18 protein-coding genes are annotated in these 20,831 nt (G+C 75.9%); 13 read left to right on the top strand and 5 right to left on the bottom strand.

The window, feature by feature from the left end:
• Positions 1-129 precede the first annotated feature (129 nt).
• Positions 130-3,147 carry a winged helix-turn-helix domain-containing protein gene (locus tag IPL61_05930; GenBank protein MBK9030869.1) on the top strand — a complete coding sequence of 1,006 codons (3,018 nt, stop codon included), beginning with the start codon at positions 130-132 and terminating at the stop codon, positions 3,145-3,147.
• 9 nt (positions 3,148-3,156) lie between these two features.
• Here the strand turns inward: IPL61_05930 and IPL61_05925 are convergent, their stop codons facing one another.
• Positions 3,157-4,080, bottom strand: coding sequence for a universal stress protein (locus IPL61_05925; GenBank protein MBK9030868.1), 924 nt, complete (start codon positions 4,078-4,080; stop codon positions 3,157-3,159).
• A 168-nt stretch (positions 4,081-4,248) separates the two neighbouring features.
• Between IPL61_05925 and IPL61_05920 the strand changes: the two genes are divergently transcribed.
• From IPL61_05920 to IPL61_05910, 3 genes are all read left to right on the top strand, one after another.
• The gene (locus IPL61_05920) at positions 4,249-4,506 is read left to right on the top strand and encodes a hypothetical protein (GenBank protein ID MBK9030867.1); all 258 of its coding nucleotides are present in this window, start codon (positions 4,249-4,251) and stop codon (positions 4,504-4,506) included.
• A 117-nt stretch (positions 4,507-4,623) separates the two neighbouring features.
• Positions 4,624-5,523, top strand: coding sequence for a hypothetical protein (locus IPL61_05915; protein ID MBK9030866.1), 900 nt, complete (start codon positions 4,624-4,626; stop codon positions 5,521-5,523).
• Positions 5,510-8,404 (top strand): protein kinase, encoded by a 2,895-nt coding sequence (locus tag IPL61_05910; protein ID MBK9030865.1) that lies wholly within the window; start codon positions 5,510-5,512, stop codon positions 8,402-8,404. The genes IPL61_05915 and IPL61_05910 overlap by 14 nt, the downstream gene beginning before the upstream one ends.
• Before the next feature lie 49 nt (positions 8,405-8,453).
• On the opposite strand, the gene IPL61_05905 is transcribed toward IPL61_05910, so the two are convergent.
• The 3 genes from IPL61_05905 to IPL61_05895 are packed head-to-tail and all read right to left on the bottom strand — an operon-like array spanning position 8,454 to position 10,932.
• The gene (locus IPL61_05905; protein ID MBK9030864.1) at positions 8,454-9,512 is read right to left on the bottom strand and encodes a hypothetical protein; all 1,059 of its coding nucleotides are present in this window, start codon (positions 9,510-9,512) and stop codon (positions 8,454-8,456) included.
• Positions 9,509-10,597 (bottom strand): hypothetical protein, encoded by a 1,089-nt coding sequence (locus IPL61_05900; protein ID MBK9030863.1) that lies wholly within the window; start codon positions 10,595-10,597, stop codon positions 9,509-9,511. The genes IPL61_05905 and IPL61_05900 overlap by 4 nt, the downstream gene beginning before the upstream one ends.
• A 32-nt stretch (positions 10,598-10,629) precedes the next feature.
• Positions 10,630-10,932 carry a PilZ domain-containing protein gene (locus IPL61_05895; GenBank protein MBK9030862.1) on the bottom strand — a complete coding sequence of 101 codons (303 nt, stop codon included), beginning with the start codon at positions 10,930-10,932 and terminating at the stop codon, positions 10,630-10,632.
• 286 nt (positions 10,933-11,218) lie between these two features.
• On the opposite strand from IPL61_05895, the gene IPL61_05890 reads away from it, so the two are divergent.
• From IPL61_05890 to IPL61_05850, 9 genes are read left to right on the top strand one after another with little or no spacing between them, the layout of a single operon-like run.
• Positions 11,219-11,494: an EsaB/YukD family protein gene (locus IPL61_05890; GenBank protein MBK9030861.1), complete on the top strand. Its 276-nt coding sequence runs from the start codon at positions 11,219-11,221 to the stop codon at positions 11,492-11,494.
• Position 11,495: 1 nt separating this feature from the next.
• Positions 11,496-12,710, top strand: a complete 1,215-nt coding sequence (locus tag IPL61_05885; GenBank protein ID MBK9030860.1) for a ThiF family adenylyltransferase — start codon at positions 11,496-11,498, stop codon at positions 12,708-12,710.
• Positions 12,707-14,251: a Mov34/MPN/PAD-1 family protein gene (locus IPL61_05880; protein ID MBK9030859.1), complete on the top strand. Its 1,545-nt coding sequence runs from the start codon at positions 12,707-12,709 to the stop codon at positions 14,249-14,251. The genes IPL61_05885 and IPL61_05880 overlap by 4 nt, the downstream gene beginning before the upstream one ends.
• Positions 14,248-15,609, top strand: a complete 1,362-nt coding sequence (locus IPL61_05875; protein ID MBK9030858.1) for an FHA domain-containing protein — start codon at positions 14,248-14,250, stop codon at positions 15,607-15,609. The genes IPL61_05880 and IPL61_05875 overlap by 4 nt, the downstream gene beginning before the upstream one ends.
• 55 nt (positions 15,610-15,664) lie before the next feature.
• Positions 15,665-16,246, top strand: coding sequence for a DUF4190 domain-containing protein (locus IPL61_05870; protein MBK9030857.1), 582 nt, complete (start codon positions 15,665-15,667; stop codon positions 16,244-16,246).
• Positions 16,243-16,662, top strand: coding sequence for a DUF2752 domain-containing protein (locus IPL61_05865; GenBank protein MBK9030856.1), 420 nt, complete (start codon positions 16,243-16,245; stop codon positions 16,660-16,662). The genes IPL61_05870 and IPL61_05865 overlap by 4 nt, the downstream gene beginning before the upstream one ends.
• Before the next feature lie 2 nt (positions 16,663-16,664).
• Positions 16,665-17,204, top strand: a complete 540-nt coding sequence (locus IPL61_05860; GenBank protein MBK9030855.1) for a hypothetical protein — start codon at positions 16,665-16,667, stop codon at positions 17,202-17,204.
• Entirely contained in the window at positions 17,197-18,555 is a 1,359-nt protein-coding gene (locus IPL61_05855; protein ID MBK9030854.1) for a trypsin-like peptidase domain-containing protein, read from the top strand. Before IPL61_05860 ends, IPL61_05855 begins: the two co-directional genes overlap by 8 nt.
• Before the next feature lie 2 nt (positions 18,556-18,557).
• The gene (locus IPL61_05850; protein ID MBK9030853.1) at positions 18,558-19,604 is read left to right on the top strand and encodes a hypothetical protein; all 1,047 of its coding nucleotides are present in this window, start codon (positions 18,558-18,560) and stop codon (positions 19,602-19,604) included.
• 275 nt (positions 19,605-19,879) lie between these two features.
• Here the strand turns inward: IPL61_05850 and IPL61_05845 are convergent, their stop codons facing one another.
• Positions 19,880-20,770 (bottom strand): peptidylprolyl isomerase, encoded by an 891-nt coding sequence (locus IPL61_05845; GenBank protein ID MBK9030852.1) that lies wholly within the window; start codon positions 20,768-20,770, stop codon positions 19,880-19,882.
• Positions 20,771-20,831 lie beyond the last annotated feature (61 nt).

Below are 20,831 nucleotides of genomic sequence, written 5' to 3'. Positions count from 1 at the left end.
TGGTCGCGGTCGAGGCGCGCCCGTCTCAGATCGGGCCGCGCCGGCGCCGCACGGTGTCGCAAGCTGATGGATTGCGCCGGGCCGGTCGCGCGCCCGAGGCGGCACGCGCCTTGCGATGGCCCTCGGTCGATGTCCCGCCGCCGCGCCACGCTCCAGCCCTCCGCCCGGATCGCCGCCGCGGTGCCGCCCTTCGTCGGCCGTGTCGACGAGCTCGCGGCGCTGCGGGAATCGCTGACGATCGCCCCGGTCGCGGTGGTCCACGGGCCGCTGGGCGCCGGCAAGACCGTGCTGGCCCAGCGCCTCGCGGCGGCGCTCGACGTCGAGGCGACGGTGGTGCGGTGCCTCCCGGGCGAGCGGGCCGGCGCGGTGCGGGCCCGGGCCGAGCGGCGGCTGCGGTGCGCGCCGGGCGGCCTGACCGAGCTGCTCGCCAGCGAGGTGCGGCTGGTCGTGCTCGACGATCTCCACAACGTGGTCGGCGACGAGGCGGTCCGGCTGATCGTCGAGCTGACGCCGCCGCCGGGCGCGCTGGGCCGGCTGCTGGTGCTGGCGCGCGAGATGCCGCGGCTGCCGCCCGAGCTCGATCACACCGAGCTCGAGCTGGGCGGGCTCGATGACGCGAGCGCCGCGGCGCTGTGGACCGAGCTCGAGGCCCGGGGCGGCGCCGCCGGCGCGATCGGCCCGGCGATCCTGCAGACCCGGAGCCTGCCGCTGGGCCTGCGCGGCGCGTACGCGCAGGCGCGGTTCGGCGCCGACGCCGGCCACCCGGCCGCGCTGTCGCCGGGCGCCCGCGCGGCGGTCGAGGCGCTGGCGGTGCTGCGCACGCCGGTCGAGCCCGCGGCGATCGCGGCGCTGACCCCGACCGTCGACCTCGAGGCCGCGCTGGCCGAGCTGGTCGGGCGCCAGCTCGTCGACGGCGACAGCGCCGGGCGGTTCTGGCTGCACGAGGTCAACGAGCGCCAGGTGCTGGCGGCGCTCGACGACGACGCCCGCACGGCGCTCGAGCGGGCCGCGGCCGAGCTGCTGGCCCCGGGCGCCCGCGCCGGCGCCGCGGTCGGCGCGCTCGATCACGTCGATCGCGTGCGCGAGTGCGCGCTGCACTGGCTCGCCGCCGGCGACATCGCCGCGGCGGTGGCCGTGGTCGAGCGCGAGGCCGCGACCGCCGCGCGCCGCGGCGCTGGCGGGGAGATCGAGTCGGTGATCGCGGCGATCGGCGCCCACGCCGCGCCCGGCCTGGCGGCGCTCCAGGTCGAGCTGGCCGCGCGGGCCGGCCGGGTCGCCGAGGCCAACGAGCGGATCGCGGCCGGCGCGACCGGCGTGCGCCCGGTGCTGGTGGCCGAGCTCGCGCTGGCGGCGCTCGACGTCGATGGCGCGGCCGGCGTGCTCGAGGGGTTGGTCGCGGCGGCGCCGGCCCTGGTCGACGGGCAGCTCGAGCGCGCGCGGGCGCAGGCGCGGCTGATCGAGCTCGAGCTGATGCGCGGCGACGGCGCCGCGGCCCGGGCCCGGGTCGAGGACGCGCTGCACGAGCCGATCGCCGCCGAGGCCCGCGCGGCCTTGCTGGTGGCGCTGGCGGCGGTCGAGGATCACGACGCCCGGCCGACCGCGGTGCGCGCGGCGTTGACCCGCGCGGCCGGGGCGCTGGCGGCGGGCGCGGCCAGCGAGGAGCTCGCCACGGTGATCGAGGCCCGGCGCGCGATCTCGCTCGCGCACGAGGGCCGCCTGGCCGAGGCCCGGGCCGCGCTCGACGACGCGCGCGCGCGCGCGGCCAGCCTCGACAGCATCGCCGTGGCCGAGGAGGTCGCCGGCAGCCGGATCGCTCTCGACGCGCTCCGCGGCGACTGCGAGGGCGCGGTCGCGCGCGGCAACGCGATCACGCGCGCGCGCCGGGCCCGCGGCGACGAGCTGGGCGCGCTCATGGCCGAGCTCGACACCGCCGACATCGAGCTGCGGCGCGGCGACGTCGCGCGCGCCGCCGAGCTGGCCCACGCCGCGCGCGGGCCGCTGACCCGGGCGCGCCTGACCGCGCTGTCCGAGCGCGCCGAGCTGCTGCTCGCGGCGGTCGACCTGGCCGAGGTCCGGCTCGATCGCGCGCGGCCGGTGCTCGATCGCCTGGCGGTGTCGACGGCGCTGCCGGCGCGCGCGCGCGTGCGCGCGGCGCAGCTCGCGGCCGAGGCCCGGGCCGCCGCCGGCCAGCGCGCCGGCGCGATCGACGCCGCCCGCGACGCGACGCCGGCCGACGACGAGTTCGCGCGCGATCTGTGCGAGGCCCGGGTCGCGACCGTCGCCGGCGACATCGGCCGGGCGCTGGCCGCGTCGCGCCGGGTGGCGGCCGCCGCCGAGCGCGCCGGCCGCGCCGCCGATCTGGCCGAGGCGCTGGTGATCGGCTGCCGGCTCGAGCTGGCCAAGGGCGAGCGGTCCGGCGCCCGGGCCCAGGCCAGCCGCGCGGCGCGCGAGGCCGCCGCCGCCGGCCTGGTGCGGCCGCGCTGCCACGCGCTGCTGGCGCTGGCGTCGCTGGCCCGCGACGACGACGATCCGGCCGCCGCCGCGATCTACGCGCGCGACGCGCTCGACCTGGCCCAGCGCGCCGGGCTGCCGGTCGAGCGCCTGGCCGCGACGGTCTCGCTCGACAGCCTGACCGGCGCCGACCAGGACGCCGGCGCCGCCAGCGGCGCGGCCGCGGCCATGACCCCGCAGGCGATCGAGGCCGCGCAGCGCCTGCTCACCGATCTCGGCCTGACCGCGTCGCGGCCGTTCCGGGTCATCGACGCGACCGGCGCCGCCAGCGAGCTGGCCGACGCCGATCCCGAGGTGCTGCGCCTGCCGGCCCGGACGCTCGCCGTCGACGGCGTCCGCGAGTCGATCTGGCGCCGCGGCACCGAGCTGGCCGATCTGCGGCGCCGCAGCCTGCTCAAGAAGCTGCTGTTCCTGTTCGCGGCCGCGCCGGGCAAGACGTTCTCGAAGGAGGACATCGTCCAGTCGGTCTGGAACGTCGCGTACCACCCGCTGCGCCACGACGCCGCGCTGTTCACGAACATCATGCGCATCCGGCGCCTGCTCGGCGAGGACGGCGCCGAGATCATCCGCGTCACCGAGGACGGCTACCGGTTCGAGCCGCCGCCCGACTTCGTGTTCGTGCAGCGCGCGGGCTGAGCGCGCCGGTCAGTCGCCGGGCAGGCGCGCGACCAGCACGTCGCGGGTGGCCGCGGCGAGCACGCGCTCGGCGACGCTCCCGATCAGCGCGCGGCGCAGGCCGGTGCGGCCGACCGTGCCGAGCGCGAGCAGATCGCTGTTGCGCAGCCGGGCCTCGTCGAGGATCTCGGTCTCGGGGTCTCCGGACCGGATGATCAGGTTCCACCGCGCGGCGACCTCGAGCCCCGCGACGAGCTCCGTGAACTCGATCCGGGCGTGGCGCTCGTCGACGATCCCGATCGCCTGGCCTGGGTCGATCAACCCCTCGTCGCCGGTCGCCGGCCCCGCCCGCGCGATCACGTGGACGACGTCGATCTCGACCACGCTGGGATCGCACACGCGCGCCGCCAGCTCGAGCGCGAGCCGCGAGCTGGGCGATCCGTCGATCGCGACCAGCGGCCGGCGATACGCGGCGATCGCCGGCGCGGCGACCACGAGGACGGACACCGAGCCGGTGCGGATGACCCGCGCCGCCGTCGAGCCGAGCACCACGTCGCCGAGCCGGGGCGCGCCGTGGCGGCCGAGCACGATCAGCTCGGCCCGGCCGTGGTGCGCCCGATCGACGATCTGCGCGACCGCGCGGCCGTGCGCCAGCGCGACCACCAGCCGACGGTCGTCGCCCCGGGCCGCCAGCAGCTGGGCGGCGCGCGCGCGCACGTCCTCGAGCTGGCGCGCGGCCTCCTCCTCGCGGCGCGCGGCGACCGCCGGGGCGGACGGGTCGTCCAGGACGTGGCACAGCTCGAGCGTGGAGCCGCCGCCCTGCCGGAGGTGGAGCGCCCGGTCGAGCGCCGACGCGGCGTGGGGCTCGAAGTCGGTCGCGACCAGCACGGCGCCCAGCGGCGGGCGATCACGAAGATCACCCCGCGCGCGCAGCTCACCTTGGTCGATGGTCATGGTCGTCCTCGTGGCCCCGACGTCGGTCCGAACCGACTCGGAGGCGCCGCGATCAACGTAAGTCGCGCGATCCCGCGTGTCCATCCCCGGCGTTCGCCGCGGCGGCCGTGGGCGTACGCGCGCTTCCAGGACGCGCTGTGGCACGGTCGGATCCTGACCCCGGCGACGATGACGATCCTGGCCCGGCGCGGCGGCAACAGCTACGAGCTCGGGATGAACCGGGTCGTCGCTACCCGCGGCCGCTACGACGAGCACGGCGGCGGCGGCGGCAACGACGGGAGCGGCCCGTGCGGCGTGTCGAACCAGTGGATGACGTTCCCCAACGGCTACGCGACCGTGGTCATGAGCAACACCGCCAACAGCGATCAGGTCATCAACGCCGGGCTGCTCCAGCGCGCCTTCGACGCGTCGTCGACGACGCCGTGATCATGGCCTGGGACGACCGGCGCGGGGTGAACGGGATCGCTCCCCCGCGGTCGGCGTGGGCGCGGCGGTCGCCCGCGCGCGGTTGATCGGTTCGCGCCGAGCGGCCATCCTCGGTCGATGCTGCCCTGCGCCCACCTGCGCCTGCCCGACGGCGCGGTCGTCGTGGCCGCGCCGGGCGCGGTGCTGGGGCGGTCGTACACCGTCGACGTCCGCATCGACGACGGCCGGGTGTCCGAGGTGCACGGGTACGTCAGCCTGCGCGGCAGCCAGCTGGTGTTGCTCGCGCTGCGCGGCCGGATCCGCTGCGAAGGACGCGACACGCCGCGGCTCGAGCTGCGCGCCGGGCAGCAGATCGAGCTGGCGCCCGAGGTCGTGGTCGAGGTCGTGACGGTGACGCTGCCGCAGGAGGTGCTGGCGCTCGAGGCCGACGGCGTGGCCCGGCAGGTGCTCCTCGGCGTGACCTCGGTGGTGACCCGGCCCGCGCCGCACCTGGTCATCGGCTACGTGTCGGAGGCGGCGGCGCTGGTCTGGAGCGACGGCCTGGCCTGGCGCGTGCGCGTGGGCAAGGGCAGCGCGCGCCCGCTGCGGGCCGGCGCGACCGTGACCGTCGACGGCGTCGGGTTCCGGGCGATCGCGGTCGCGGCGGTCGAGGCCGCGGCGGTCGAGACCGTGCCGCTCCGCAACAGCGATCGCCTGCGCATCATCAGCGCGTTCGAGAGCGTCCAGGTCTGGCGCGAGGGCGCGCCCCAGCCGTGCGTGCTGGGCGGACGCCCGGCGCGGCTGATCGCCGAGCTGCTGGCGCTCGGCGGCCCGGTCCGCTGGGAGACGCTCGCCGCCGAGCTGTGGCACGAGGACGTCGATCCGAGCACGCTGCGCCACCGCCTCGACATCACGCTGATGAAGACCCGGCGGCTGCTCGCGAGCGCCGGGATCCGCCGCGACCTGGTCACGTCGCATCGCAACGGCTGGATCGAGCTCCTGCTGTACCCAGGAGACGTCGCCGATGACCGCGGGTGAGCCGGCGGACGGGCCGGCGCGGTTCGAGTCGGAGTGGGTGGGGCCGCGCAGCGACGGCGTGGCCGTCGCCGACGAGGCCGGCGGCGAGGACGTCGCGCTCGACGGGCCGCGCTACCGCCTCGGCGGCGAGCTCGGGGTCGGGGCCATGGGCCGGGTGCGCGTCGCCTACGATCGGCTGCTCGCGCGCGAGGTCGCGCTCAAGCAGGTCCGTCAGGACGGCGACGCGGCGGCCGAGGCCGCGCTCCTGCGCGAGGCCCGGGTCACCGCGGGGCTCGATCACCCGGGCATCGTCGCGGTGCTCGACGCCGGGATCGATCCCGACGGCGGGCGCTTCTACGCGATGCGCGTGGTCCATGGCCAGAGCCTCGCCGAGGTCGCGGCCGCGGCGTCGGCGCGGCGCAACCCGACGCCGCTGGTGCGCGCGGTGCTCCAGTGCGCGCAGGCGATCGCCTACGCCCACGCCCGCGGCGTGGTCCACCGCGATCTGTCGTCGCGCAACGTCCGCGTCGGCGCGCACGGCGAGGTGGTGGTGATGGACTGGGGGCTGGCCGCGACCGTCGTCGAGGCCGCGCGCGGCGGGGTGTGCGGGACGCCGGGTTACCGCGCGCCCGAGCTCGCGCGCGGTGAGCCGGCCGGGCCGACCGCCGACGTCTGGAGCCTCGGCGCGCTCTTGCACCTGGTGCTGGTCGGTGGGGCGCCCGACGCCGCGGCGATCCCCCGGCGGGTGCCGCGCGAGCTGCGCTCGCTCCTGGCCCGCGCGCTGGCGCCGGCGCCGGCCGAGCGCTACCCCGACGCCGCCGCGCTCGCCCGCGATCTCTCGGCGTTCCTCGACGGCACGCCGCTCGCGGCCCACCGCGATCGGCTGTGGGACCGGGGCGCGCGGCTGGCCCGCCGGCACCCGGCGGGCCTGGTGGCGGGCGCGGCCGGCCTGGTCGCGGTGACGACGGTGGCCGTGGTCCTCGGCTCGCTGGCCGAGCGCCGCGCGACCGAGGCCCGGCGATCGCGGGCCGAGGCCCGCGCCGCGCTGCGCACGATGGTGGTGGCCCGGGCCTTCGACGCGGTCGTGGCCGAGCGCCGCGACGAGGCGCTGGCGCTCGCCGCCCAGGCGCGCGAGCTGGGCGCGGCCGCCGCGGCCGCCGGGATCGAGGCGACGTTCCGCGCCGCGCCGCGGATGATCGTGCGGCGGCTGGCCGACGAGGACGGGTGCGCGACGCTCGACGTCCGTGCCGACGGCGCCCGGCTGTGCCTGGCGGCGGGCGCGATCGTGCTGCTCGATCGCGGCGCGCGCACGGTGCTCGACCTGGCGCCGGACGAGGTCACGCGCGCGCGCTTCCTCGACGCCGGCGGCGCCGTGGTGATCGCCGCGGGCTCGCGCGGCCATCACGTGGTGCGCTACGATCGCGCGTTCACGGTGGTCGGCCGGTACGAGGCCGGCGGCGGGCCGGTCACGCTCGACGCCGTCGGGCGCTGGGTGATCGCCGGCAACGCCGGGGCGTACCTGGCGATCGACCGCGACGGCCGCGCCCGCGAGGTGCAGCCGTGCGCGCCGGGCGATCCGGTGCGGCTGCTGGCCGCGCGGTCGGCGGGCGACGGCGCGCCCGGCGCCGTCGCCTGGTGCGGCGACGGGTCGCTGGCGCTCCTCGGTGATGATCGGGTCGTGCGCACGCTCGCGCCGGACCTGGTCCGGCGGATGCCGGCGGCCACCGCGGGCGTCGCGGTCGGTGACGATCTGGTGATCGGCAGCGCCGACGGTCAGGTCGCGCTGGTCGCGCTGCCGGCGGGGACGATCGTCCGCTCGGGCCCGGCGCCGGTCGGCGCCGTGGTCCGGCTCGAGGCGACGCCTGACGGCGACGTGATCGTGGTCGGCGCCGACGGCGTCGCGCTGTGGCGGCCCGGCCTCGCCACCTGGCTGCACGTGGCGGCGCGCGACCAGGCCACCGACGCCACGTTCGTCGACGGCCACGTCGTCGCGTTCGGCGCCGGGGCGCTGGTCGCCTGGGAGCCGGCGGCGGGCGGTCGGATCCATCGCGTGATCGACGACCACGGGCTGGCGTCGGTCGCGTGGTCGGGCGACGGCCGCTGGGTCGCGTTCGGCGGCACCGGCGTCCACGTGGTCGAGCCGGCGACCGGGCGACGGTGGCAGCGGGTCTTCGCCGGGCAGACGGTCAAGTCGCTCGCGTTCGCGCCCGACGACCAGCTGCTGGCCGTGGGGATCGCCGGCGACGGTGGCCTGCGGCTGGTCGAGCCGGCGACCGGCGTCGAGCGGCCCGGCCCCTGGCAGACCGCGTCGCTCCGGGTGCGCCGGCTGATCTACGCGTCCATCGATCGCGTCGTGCTGTTCGGCTACGGCCACACCGTCGAGGCGTGGGCGATCGAGGCGCAGCGGACGCACGACCTGATGGACACCGCCGAGCCGGTCCTCGACGTGGCCACGCCGCGGGTCGGCGGCCCGGGCTACCTGCTGTTCACCGACGGCGCCCTGGCGCGCTTCGACGGCGACGCCCTGCAGGCGCGGCGGCCGGCGGTCGGCGCCAGCGCGGTCGCGCTGTCCGGCGATGGCCAGGTGCTGGCGCTGATCGATCACGACGGCGCGGTCGAGCTGCGGTCGGCCGCCGACGACGGGGCGCGCGGCCGGCTGGTCACGCCCGGCGCGGCCATCCTCGACGGCGCGCTCGATCGCCGCGGCGACCGGCTGGCGCTGGCGCGCCTCGACGGCACGCTCGAGATCTGGGACGTCCGCACGCGCGCGCGGCGGTTGGTGGTGCGGGCCCACGCCGGCCGGGCCGCGGCGGTCGCGTTCGCGCCCGACGACTGCACGCTCGCGTCCGCCGGCTGGGACGGCGTCGGGCGCCTCCTCGCGCTGTGCGCCGAGCCCCGATGATCGGGATCCGCCCGGGCGAACCCTCGGCTCCGCGATCACGGCTCCGCGATCAGTTCATCCAGCGCGGCGGCTCGGGCTCGGGCGGATCGTCGAGCGGATCGGCCTCGGCCAGCGGATCGGGCTCGGCCCAGGCCGGGGCGGCGGGCGGCGCGTGCACGCGGGCCGCGTCGCTGGCGGCGTCGGCGTCGGCCCAGCGGGCCAGGGTCGCGCGGGCGCGACGCCGACGCCGCCAGTAGCCGAGGATCAACAGCAGCGCGGCGAACAGCCAGATCGCGGTCGCGAACACCGTCGCCGGGACCAGCAGGTAGCGCCGCGACAGGTCGGACTTCCACTCGTGGAACAGCTCGTCCATCGGCACGCCGAAGCCGAACACCGCGGCCTCGTCGAGCGACTTGCCCTGGCCCAGCGCGCGCAGGAACTCCTGGAACGGGTAGCGATCGCCGTCGTCGTCGCGCTCGACGTAGCGGCCGCGGTGGGCGAGGTAGCCGACGAGGTCGTAGCTCTCGGCGTAGGCGCGCGACGCCGGCGCCTCGGCCGCGGGGAAGCGCCACTCGAGCTCCTCGAGCGGGATCACCGAGCCGAACCACGCCATGCCGGCCAGGGTCTCGATCCGCGCGAAGTCGAGATCCTCGGCGTGCTGCCACGCGAAGCCTTCGTGCAGCCAGCGCGGTGCCCGGGGCACCGCGGCGCCCAGCGCGAGGTGCGCGAGCTCGTGATCGAGCGTCTTGTCGAGATCGTGGCGCGCGCCGCCGCGCCCGACCGCGAGCACCAGCACGCCCACGTCGGGGTAGGCGACGCCCGCGGCCCAGCGCGGGGCGCCGCGGCCGGGCGGGGCCGCCCCGGCGAGATCGGCGCTGTCGGCGACGATCCGGATCTCGATCGTCGTCGGGCGCGGCAGGTCGGACAGGTCATCCTGGATCTTGGCGAGCGAGCGCTCGGCGCGGTCGGCGGCCCGGGCCGCGGCCCGCTCGAGGCCGGCCTCGGCCCGCACGACGATCGGCGAGCGCTCGATCGTGATCGGCAGCCGCGGCGTCGCGCCGGCGCCGCGCGCGCCCAGCACGACGCCGAGCGCGAGCACCAGCGCGGCGATCGCGCGGGGCCACGTCATGGGAACGTCAGCTCGAAGCGCTGGTGGTCGTCGCCGGCGTCGGCGGCGTAGATCGCGACGGCCCCGGCGACGAGCGCGCCGCCGATCGCGGCGTAGACCCACCAGCGCGTGGGCTCGAGCTCGGCGCGCTTGCCGTGGTTCGGCAGCTTGGGCGGGTCGCGCAGGAGCGGCCGGTCGGGGTCGGGCGCGCGCTCGTGGGCCGCGGCGTAGGCGGCCTGCGCGGCCGCGACCACCGCGTCGACGTCGCCGGTCGCGATCGCGACGGTCGCGGTCGCCTGCCGCTGCCACAGCTCGATCCGGTCACCGTCGACGATCGCGGCGATCAGCTCGACCCTGGCCGCGGCGGCGATCGCGGCGGCCGCCCTCGCGTCGACGCCCGCGGTCCGGGCCTGGCGCACGGCCCCGGTCAGCGGCGCCAGCGTCGACGGGCGGCCCGCCCGCGCCTCGACCGCGATCGTCAGCGGCTTGCCCTGCACGGTGGCCCAGGTCGCGCCGCGCACGTCGCCGGCGGCGATCGCCACCAGGTGGCGGCCGGCGTGCGCGAACGCGGTGGCCGGCACCGGTCCGATCGATCGATCGTCGAGGGTCGCGACCGCGCCCGCGGGGCCGGTCACGGTCACGACGACGATGTCCCGATCGATCGTCGCGTCGATGTCGGGGTAGCGGGCCCAGACGTCGGCGGTGACCGCGGCGCTGCCGCCGAGCGCCCGCACGCGATCGGCGGCGTGGCGCGCGGCCGGGCGATCACCGTCGCGATCCGCGCACAGGAGCAGGTAGGTCCAGGCCCGGACCCCGCGGTCGGCGTCGTCGAGCCCGGCGGCGCGGCGGCCGGCCACCAGCGTCGCCGCGGTCTCGGCCCAGGGCCGCGCGCGGCCGCAGTCGAGCTGCCCGAACCCGTCGCTGGCCTCGGCCAGCGCGGCGTCGAGCGCGAGGTCGTCGTCGTCGCGCCCCGACAGCGCCGCGGCGACGTCGCCGGTAGGTTGCGCGAGCCCGGCCGCGGTCAGCGCCGCGGCCAGCGCCGCCGCTGGTGCCTGCCCGCCGCCGCCGCCGCGCGCGTCGACCACCGCGATCACCGGCGCGGCCACGGCCGGCGCCGCGACCGCCGCGATCGCGACGGCTACAGCGACTCGAAGTACTTGGACAGCGCCCATACGTCCTTGGGCCGCAGGCCGTCGAACTGCACCCCGACCTCGTGGTCGGTGCACCAGCGCACGACCGCGCCGATGCTGATCTCTTGATCGGGCACCGCCGGGACGCGGAAGGAGAGGTGGAGCCGATGGCCCATCGGCAGCTTGGGATGGACGATCAGCGCGCCACCCACCGACAGGTTGTTGATCCGGACCTCGGGCATCGCGCCCTCGCGCAGGGCGCAGGGGAGGTCGACCGGGTGACGGGTTGCGGTGCGACGGTTCTCGCTCACTGCGGTCGATTGTAAGTCGTCGTGGGGCCAAGACCAGTGCGCTTGGGTAGGTTCGTCCCCTGCGCGATCGGTCGGGGGCCGCGGGGACAGCGGCCCAAGCGCCGGGCGAAGGTTGGGCCGATCGAGATCGGCGTCGCTGGTGCCTGCGCCGACCGCCGCGCGCCATTGAGATCGGCCAGTTGCGTGAAGGTACGGGGCGCGTCGGAAATTATCTTGCGGGTGGTCGCAGTCACCGCTAGACAAATGCGTCGGATTTCGAGAACAACGGGGTCGGGAGGTACACGTCGTGGGTGATATCAGCCTGGAAGTATGGGACGCGACCGGCAACCGACGCTTGAACGTCGAGGTGCCCGACGATGTCGCCGTCGAGCGGATCTTGATGGTGCTGGCCGACAAGCTGCACCTGCCGAAGCACGCGCCGGATGGCCAGCTGATGAGCTACAAGTTCCACCACCGGCGCCTCGGGGTGCAGCTCCTCGACGAGCAGACCCTCGCCGGTCAGCAGGTCGCGTCCGGCGACATCGTCCGGATCCAGCCCGAGATCACGGCCGGCGCGGCCTGACGTGCGCATCTCCGCCGACGCGCTCGCCGATCAGGCGCGCAACGATCGCTACCACCGCCAGACGCTGATCACCTGGTGGGATCAGGCGCGCGTGGCGCGGACGCGCATCCTGGTGGTCGGCGCCGGCGCGCTCGGCAACGAGATCCTCAAGCTGCTGGCGCTGATCGGCAGCGGGGACACGCTGGTCTACGATCCCGATCTCATCGAGCGCTCGAACCTGTCGCGCAGCGTGCTGTTCCGCGCGGCCGACGAGGGCCAGCCCAAGGCGACGGTCGCGGTGCGGCAGATGCGCGACCTGAACCCCGACGTGCGCGCGCACGCGATCGACGCCAACGTGCTCGCGGCCGCCGGCCTCGGCGTGTTCGCGTGGGCCGACGTGGTGATCGGCGCGGTCGACAACCGCGAGGCGCGTGTCTTCATCAACAGCGCGTGCGCGCGCACCGGCACGCCCTGGGTCGACGGCGCGATCGAGGGGCTCGCCGGCGTGGTCCGGGTGTTCCGGCCCGATCAGGGCGCCTGCTACGAGTGCACGATGAACGCCACCGATCGCCGGCTGCTGGCCGAGCGGCGGTCGTGCGCGCTCCTGGCCCGCGCCGCGGTCGCGCGCGGCCACGTCCCGACCTCGGCGGTGGCCGCGTCGATCATCGGCGCGATGGAGGTCGAGGAGGCGATCAAGCTGGTCCACGACCAGCCGACCTTGACCGGCGCCGGCCTGCACATCGACGGCCTGTCGAGCGAGGTGAGCCGGGTCACGTACCCGCGCCGGCCCGACTGCCCCGGCCACGAGCACCTGGGCCCGCTGGTCCGGCTCGGGCTCGGCAGCGCCGACGTCACGCTGGCGGCGCTGCTCGATCGGGCCGAGGCGACGCTCGGCGCCGGCGCCGTGCTCGACCTGTCGCGCGACGTGATCGTGCGGCTGTCGTGCCCGAGCTGCGGGACCGCGACGCCCGGGCGCGCGGTCCTGGGCGCGGTGCGCGAGTCCGAGGCCGCGTGCCCGACCTGCCGCAGCCACCGGGTGGTCGAGATCGCGTCGTCGATCGGCCGCGACGGCGACGTCGACCTGACCCAGACCCCGGCCGAGCTGGGGTTGCCGCTGTTCGACGTGATCGTGGCCCGTCAGGGCCTCGAGCGGCAGGAGGCGTGGTTGTTCGATGGAGACGCGGCCCAGGTGCTGGGCCCGCTGGCCGGGGCCGAGCCCCAGGGGAGCGCGACATGACCTCACTCGACGTCCGGGGCATCGACACGTCCGAGCTGCGCAAGACCGCGCGGCCGCGCACCAAGCACGAGCTGCAGGTGTTCATCGCCGAGGCCGCGTTCGATCGCGCGGTCGAGCGCGGGACCAAGGACACGACCCGCGAGATCGGCGGCGTCCTGGTGGGCGAGGTGCTGCACGACGACAGCGGGCCGTACCTGAACATCGAGACCACGATCGACGCGCTCCACGCCGACGAGAAGGGCGCCGAGCTGACGTTCACGCACGCGACCTGGGATCACATCCACAAGGAGATGGACACCCGCCACCAGGGCAAGCGCGTCGTCGGCTGGTACCACACCCACCCCGGCTTCGGCGTGTTCCTGTCGGACCGCGACCAGTTCATCCACAAGAGCTTCTTCAACCTGCCGTTCCAGGTCGCGCTGGTCTACGACCCCAAGAGCAAGGAGCACGGGGTGTTCAGCTGGCGCGACAACGAGGTGTGGCGCATGCGCCGCTACGCCATCGGCGCGCGCGAGCACACCTGGGACGGCAACCGCACCGCGGCCCAACCGACCGACAAGAAGGCCAAGCCGGTCGAGCAGGCCGACGATCGCGCCGGGCGCGACGAGCCGCGCCGGCGCGGGCGCGACGAGCGCGACGACGACGACGATCGGATCGGCGCGCTCGGCACGTTCGTGATGGTCGCGGTGGTGCTGGTGCTCCTGGCCGGGTTCGTCGGCCACTGGATCGGCGCGTCGCGGGCCGGCGCCGTGGTCACCGCGGCCCAGGTCGAGGTCGCCAAGGCCCGGGCCGAGGGCACCCAGCTCGCGGTCGCGTCGCTGCAGAACGAGCTGGTCGGCGTGCTGCGCGAGACCCTGGGCGATCAGGCGGTCCAGCGGCCGGTGCGGCAGGCGATCGCCGAGGTCGACAGCGCGATCGCGGCGCTCCAGGCCACGCTCGGTCCGGCGGCGGCGGGCGGCGCGCCGGATCCCGCCGCGGCGGCGGGCGGCGCGCCGGCACCGGCCCAGGCCGTGGCGCAGCTCCAGGCCATCCGCGAGCGGCTGCTGCAGCTCGGCGCGGATCGCGGCTCGGCCGAGGCGACGCTGGCGGCGATCCAGCACGTGACCCGCCAGGGCGCCGAGCTGCGGGTCGACCTGGTGCGCGAGGTGGCCGAGCAGCGGGCGGGCGTCGGCAGCCTGTACGCCGAGCTGGCCGCCGACGTCGCCAAGGCCGGCGACGCGCAGCGCGCGCGGCGCCTGCTCGCGACCGCCGCGCACCTCGACCCCGGCAACCGCGCGCGCTACGAGGCGCAGCTGCGCACGTTCGATCCGCGCGGGACCCTGCCGCGCGCGGCCGGCGGGGAGCCGCGGCCGCGCCCGGTCGCACCGGAGGGGCCGAGCGCACCGCCGCCGAGCGCGCCCGCGCAGTTGCCGAGCGCACCGCCGCCGAGCGCGCCCGCGCTGCCCCCGAGCGCGCGCGCGGTGCCGCCGAGCGCGCCCGCACCTGTCCCCGCGCCGCCGTCGGCGCCGCCCGCTGGTCACGCCGATGGAGGTACGCGATGAGCGACGACAACCTGCGCATCGAACGCGACGAGCTGTTCACCACCGAGGTCGATCAGGCCCTGGCGCGTGAGCGCGCTGGCCGCGAGCGGATCGTCGCCGACACCCCGCCGGTCTCGCCGGTCCGGCGCCTGCTGCTCAACAGCATGTTCCACCTGCCGCTGGCCGCGGTGGTCGGCGCGCTGGTGTGCTGGCTCCTGCTCGAGCCCAAGATCGACGACATGCCGTCGTTCGGCGGCGAGGTGATCCTCGTCAACGCCGATCCCTTCGACGCGCCCGACGGCATCATCGCCATCACCGTCGGCGATCACGTCGCCTACGTCGATGTGGCCCGGGTCAAGCTCGAGCCCGGAGCCCACGGCGAGCCGGCCCTGGCCAGCGCCGAGGACATCCAGGTCGGCGACCGCATCGAGGTCACCGGCCTCGCCGAGGGCCCGGGGCTGGTCGCGGCGGCGATCCGGCCGACCAGCCGGTCAGGGTCGTTCGGGGCCGTCGACCAGCCGGTGTGGCCGCTGATCATCCTGTTCCCCCTGACCGCCGCGCTGATCGCGTTCGGCCTGCTGTTCGCCGAGGGCCTCACCACCCGCAACTGGCTGCGCATGGCCGAGCGCGCGCTGCTCGGCAGCTTCCTGGCGTCGCTGTTCGCGCTGCTCGCCTTCATCCCCGCGGGGCTGTTCATGTGGATCTCGGGGCGGATCCTCCACGGCGAGGTCACCGGCGGGTCCGACGCGCTGATCGTCACGGTGCGCGAGGTCAGCGGATCGAGCTTCTTCTTCATGACCGTGTGCCGCAGCGCTGCGTGGGCCTGCGTCGGCGCCGCCACCGGGGTCGGCATGAACCTGGTCCGCGCGACCCGGCCGCAGCTCCGCAACTCGGCCATCGGCGGCGCGCTGGGCGGCGCGCTGGGCGGCATGTTCTTCGATCCGATCGATCGGTTCGGGACCTCGTCGTTGTTCGCGGGCAGCGAGTCGGCGCGCCTGGTCGGGCTGCTCGCGGTCGGCCTGTCGGTCGGCGTCTTCGTCGCGCTGGTCGAGCGGCTCGCGCGCGACGCGTGGCTGCGGGTCCGCACCGGGCCGCTCGCGGGCAAGTCGTTCATCCTGTTCAAGACCCCGACCGTGATCGGCAACGCGCCGGCCTCGGACGTGTACCTGTACAAGGACGCCGAGATCGATCCGGCCCACGCGTCGATCCACCGGGTCGGCACGACCTACGAGATCGAGGACCTGGGTAGCCGCATGGGCACCGAGGTCGGCGGCACCAAGGTCCGGCGGCGCCGCCTGGTCTCGGGCGATCAGATCGTCGTCGGCAGTACGATCCTCGACTTCGAGGAGCGGCAGAAGCGCACGCCTCAGGGGGGCTGAGGCCGAACGACGGGGACGGATCCGCATCACGGACACGCGCAAGGAGGGACGCGACATGGACGCTGCACGCAATCTCAAGGTCAACCTGAAGCTCAACGGCGAGACCTGCCTGGCCTGCAAGACCGCGCTCGAGCTCGGCACCGACGCCTCGGTGTGCACGGCCTGCGAGGGCAACCACCACGCGCGCTGCTGGAACAGCTACGGCGGCTGCGCCACGCCTGGCTGCGCCAACGCGCCGCTCAAGCGCCTGGACGCCCCGGTGTACAACGCGCCGCCGCCGCCGCCGCCGCTGGCCGCCGGCATGATGCACTGCCCGGCCTGCCGCAACGTGATCATGATGGGCGATCCGCTGTGCCCGTACTGCCGCGCGATCACCAGCCCCGACGGCATCTACCACGGCCCCAAGGTCAACGCGCCCGGCGCCGTGCAGTCGCTGGTGTTCGGCATCATCGGCCTGCTGATCTGCGGCGTCATCTTCGGGCCGCTGGCGATCTCGCGCTCGAGCTCGGCCAAGCGCGAGATCGCGATGAACCCGACCTACGGCGGCGGCGGGCTGGCCACCGCCGGCATGGTGCTCGGCATCCTCGATCTGGTGGCGTGGGGGCTGATCCTCATGGTGCGGATGGGGTCCCGGTGATCGCGCCGCCGCGCTCGCCCGGCCGTGGCCTCGATCTGGCGGGGGCGGCGCTCGCCGCCGCCCAGCTGGGCCTGGCCGCGGTGCTGGTGCCGCGCGGCGACGTCGTGGCGTGGCCCGACGGATCGCCGCTGGGCGTCGGGTGCCTGTCGCGGGCGCTGCTCCACGCCGACTGCCCCATGTGCGGGATGACCCGCAGCTTCGTGGCGCTGGCCCACGGGCACCTGGGGGCCGCGCTCGGGTTCCACCCGGCCGGGCCGCTGCTGTTCGTCGCGATGCTGGTCTTCGTCGCCGCCGTGGTCACGACCTGGGTCCGGCAGGCGCCGCCGTTGCTGGCGCGTCGCTCGGTGCTCGCGTCCCTCGAGATCGTCGCGCTCGCGAGCGCGGCGCTGGGTATCATCAAGATGGTGAGGAGCTAGCCATGGCGCGTTGCTCGATCTGCTACACGATCCTCGCCGAGGGCGAGGCGGTCACCACCTGCACCGAGTGCCACACCGACTACCACCAGTCGTGCTGGAGCGAGATCGGCGGGTGTGGCTCGTACGGCTGCAAGCAGGCGGCGGTGGCCGAGAAGCCGCCGTTGCCGGTGCTGGTCGGCGCCGGCTGGGGCGACGCCAAGGAGTGCCCGGCCTGCAGCCGCGCGATCTCGGCCAGCCTGCTGGTGTGCTCGTGCGGCGCCCGGTTCCCCTGGGCCGATCCGATCACGCGCGATGAGTACCTGAAGATGGTCGAGCGCGACCGCGCGATCGCCGGCTCGCGCACGGCGCTCATCTGGATGTTCATCTTCTCGCTCCTGGGCGTGACCGCGCCGCTGATCGGTCCGATCGCCGGGGTCTACGCGCACCGCAAGCGCGCGCTCCTGGCCGGCACCGGCGGCACCTACCTCGCGATGGGCTACGGCAGCGCTGCGATCGGCGGCTGCTACCTGCTGCTCATCGCGACGATCGCGCTGGGTGGCTGACGTGGCGGTCGATCCGGCCGCGGCGCCCGCGGCGTCCCCGCCGACCGCGGCGCCCCCGCCGACCGCGGCGCCGCGCAGGCGCTGGTTCCGGCGCGCGGCCGCGCGCGACGTCGGGCTGACGACGACCGTGTGTCCATCGTGCCGGCAGGCCGGGCCGGCGCGCCTGGCGCCGGGCGAGGTGTGCGCGCAGTGCCGGAGCCAGGCCGCGTGGGCCGAGCTCGGCGCCGCCGGGCTGGTGATCGATCGCGCCACGATCTCTGCCGCGGTCGAGCGTCGCCGCGGCGAGGCGGCGGGCGAGGCGATCTGGCGGCGGGCGCTGCGGTGGGCGCCGGTGCTGGTGTCGCTGGCGCTTGGCGTCGCCGCGGCGCTAGCGCTGCGCGGGCTGCTCGCGCCCCGGGCGATCGGCCCGCTGACCGCGCTGATCGACGATCTGCGCGGATCGAGCCGACGCACCACCGGCCTGGGGGCGCTGGCGCTGGTCGTCGGCGTGGTCGCGCTGGTGCGGCTGCGCCGGCAGCGGCACTTTCGGCGGCTGCCGTTCGTGGTCGGCCACGTCGTGGCGATCGTCGCCGGCGGCGCCGCGCTCGCGCTCGGCGCGCTGCACTGGTGGGGCCTGTCGGGCGGCTTCGCCGGGCGCTACACGACGATGCCGCCGCGGGCCGCGCTGGCGGTGACCGCCAACGTCGAGCGGATCCTCGACGCGACGGTCGTGGTGCTGGCGCCCGATCGCGACGGCGACGCCCGCGGCCTGGCCATGGGCACCGGCGCGATCGTCGCCGCCGACGCCGGCCGCGCGTGGATCGTCACCTGCAGCCACGTGGCCATGCCGTACGCGGCGGTCGGCGCCCCGCGCCATGCCAAGGACGCCCACCCGGTCTGGGTGCAGCTGTCCGACGGGCGCGAGGGCCGCGGCACGGTGCGCTGGGCGGCGCCGCCGCCGCTCGACGTCGCCGTCGTCGAGCTGCCCATGACCGACCCGCCGGCGCCGGTGACGATCAGCCCCGACGCCAGCGGGCTCGAGCCGTCGGCGAGCGTCACGTTCGTGCCCAACCCGTACCGCGAGGGCTGGAAGGTCGTGCACGGGCGCCTGCTCCGGCGCGAGGCCCACGCCACGCCGGCCGGCACCTACGAGCTCTTGTTCACCGATCTGCCGGTGATCCCCGGCGACAGCGGCAGCGGCCTGTTCGACGCGCGCGGCCAGCTGGTCGGGCTCAACACCTGGACCCACGGCGGCCCCAGCGGCGCGGCCGAGGGCATCAGCTTGCCGTCGGAGACCATGCGCGCGCTGGTCGACGCGATCGAGCGCGGGCAGCTCGATCAGCTCGACGACCTCCAGCCCCGGGGACCGTGATCATGGACAACGTTCGCCTGCGTCGCCTGAAGGCCGACTACGAGGCGCTGCGCCGGCTGGCGCAGCTGCACCCGCGGATCACGATCGAGGGCGTGGTCGGCAACCCGCCCGAGCGCTACCGCATCCGGCTCAAGGTCAAGTCGCTGCGCGAGAAGGGCGACACGATCGAGATCGCCGACGATCACTGGCTCGAGGTCTCGATGCCGCGCGGCTACCCGCGCGACGCGCCGCTGTTCCGGATGCTGACGCCGGTGTTCCACCCGAACATCGCGCCGCACGCGGTGTGCATCGGCGACGACTGGACCGCGGGCGAGCCGATCGATCACTTGATCCAGCGGGTCGGCGAGATCCTCGCGTTCCAGAGCTACAACACCAAGAGCCCGCTCAACGGCCGCGCGGCCCAGTGGGTCGAGGAGCACCGCGCCGAGCTGCCGATCGACGCCGGCGAGTTCTTCATCGATCTTGCGGCGGCCCCGCCGGCGGCGGCCGAGGCGGCGACGCCGGCGTGCTCGAACTGCGGCTCGCACGCCCAGCCCATGGTCACCTGCGGCAAGCAGCACCGCATGTGTCCGGACTGCACGATCCCGTGCCCGACCTGCGGCGCGCTGGTGTGCCTGTCGTGCGGCATGCGCGCGTGTCCGGCGTGCGCCCCGGCGGTGGCCGCGGCGCCCGCGGTGGCGCCGGTCGCGCCGGTCACGCCGGTCACGCCGGTCGCCGCGGTGGCGGATCGCTCGCCGTTCGCGCCGCCGGCCGCGGTGGCGCCCGCGGCGGACCGCTCGTCGGTCGCGGCCGTCGCTGCGACCGCGCCGACGCGCTCGCCGTTCGCGCCGCCGGCGGCGGTGGTGCCGGTGGCGGCGTTCCCCGATGCGGTCGTGACGCGCTGCCAGAACTGCAACATCCTGCTCGGCCCGCGTACGTCGACGTGCCCGGCTGGTCACCGCCTGTGCGGCGACTGTTCGATCGTCTGTCGTGGCTGCGCCAAGGTGCTGTGCCTGGTCTGCAATACTTATCCGTGCTCGACCTGCGGGCCGGTCACGGCCGCCGGGTGAGACGCGGGCGCGCGCCGACCGGCGGCTGACAGCCGGGAGCCGGCCGGTTCCGACCCCGGCTCCGGTTCCTCGACCGGCTCCGATTCCGGCTCCGATTCCGGCTCCAGCTCCGGCTCCGGCTCCGGCTCCGGCTCCGGCTCCGGCTCCGGTTCCGGTTCGGACTCCGGTTCCGGTTCCGACGCCGGCTGCGACCCCGACTCCGATTCCGCGCCTCCCTCGATCCCGCCGCGTCCTCCGTCCCCCCCCACCTCCGTCCCCACCGTCGCGTCGCTCCGCTACAGCTTGACCTCGATGTAGGCCTTCTTGCGCAGCTCCTCGATCCACTGCGTGGTCTGCTTCTGCATCCCGCGCTGCTGCAGCTCGCCCTTGATCTGATCCTTCATCTTGTCGAAGGGCTTCATCTCGGTGCGCTTGGTCTCGGTGACGTAGAACACCTCGAGGCCGTTGGGGCCGGCGACCGGGCCGCGCACCTCCTTGGGCTCCATCGCGAACACGACCTGCTCCCAGGCGGGCTCGAGCGTGCCGCGCTCGATCCAGCCGAGCTCGCCGCCCGAGGTCTTGGAGTTGGCGTCGTCGGAGAACTCCGCGGCCAGCTTGCCGAACTCCTCGCCGGCCTTGACCCGGGTGATGATGTCGGCGGCCTTGGCGCGGGCCGCGGCGACCTCGGCGTCGGTCGCCCGGGCCGGCAGCGCCAGCTGGATGTGGGCCAGGCGCACCTGGGACACCGCCTCGGACCGGCGCACCATCTGGTCGTACTGCGCGCGGACCTCCTCGTCGGACACGTTGACCTTGGGCGCGACCAGCATCTTCATCGCGCGCAGGCGGGTGAGCTGGCGGCGCACGTTGGTCCGGTACTGCGCGAGGGTCACGCCCTGGGCCGCGAGCGCCTGCTGGAACGTCGCGTCGTCGAGCTTGTTGTCGTCCTTGGTCTCGCGGATGATCTGATCGACCTCTTTCGGGGTGATCTCCTCGAGCCGGGCCTCGGACGCGGCGCTGACGATCAGCTCCTCGGCGATCATCTCGTCGAGCACCTGCGCGCGCAGCTTGTCGCGGCGGCGGGCGCGCTCCTTGGGATCGTCGATGCCCTCGAGGTCGCCCTCGTACGGGGTCAGCTGGACGCTCAGCTCGCTGTCGAGGACGATCGCGTCGTTGATGACCGCGACCACGCGATCGACGACGTAGGTCGGCCGCGGCTTGGCCGCGCCGGTCGCGGGCGGTCGCCGGGCT

This window comes from Myxococcales bacterium, from assembly GCA_016717005.1.
GTDB lineage: Bacteria > Myxococcota_A > Polyangia > Haliangiales > Haliangiaceae > UBA2376.
Note: the sequence above shows the minus strand (reverse complement) of the source record. Positions and strands in the feature narration are given on the sequence as shown.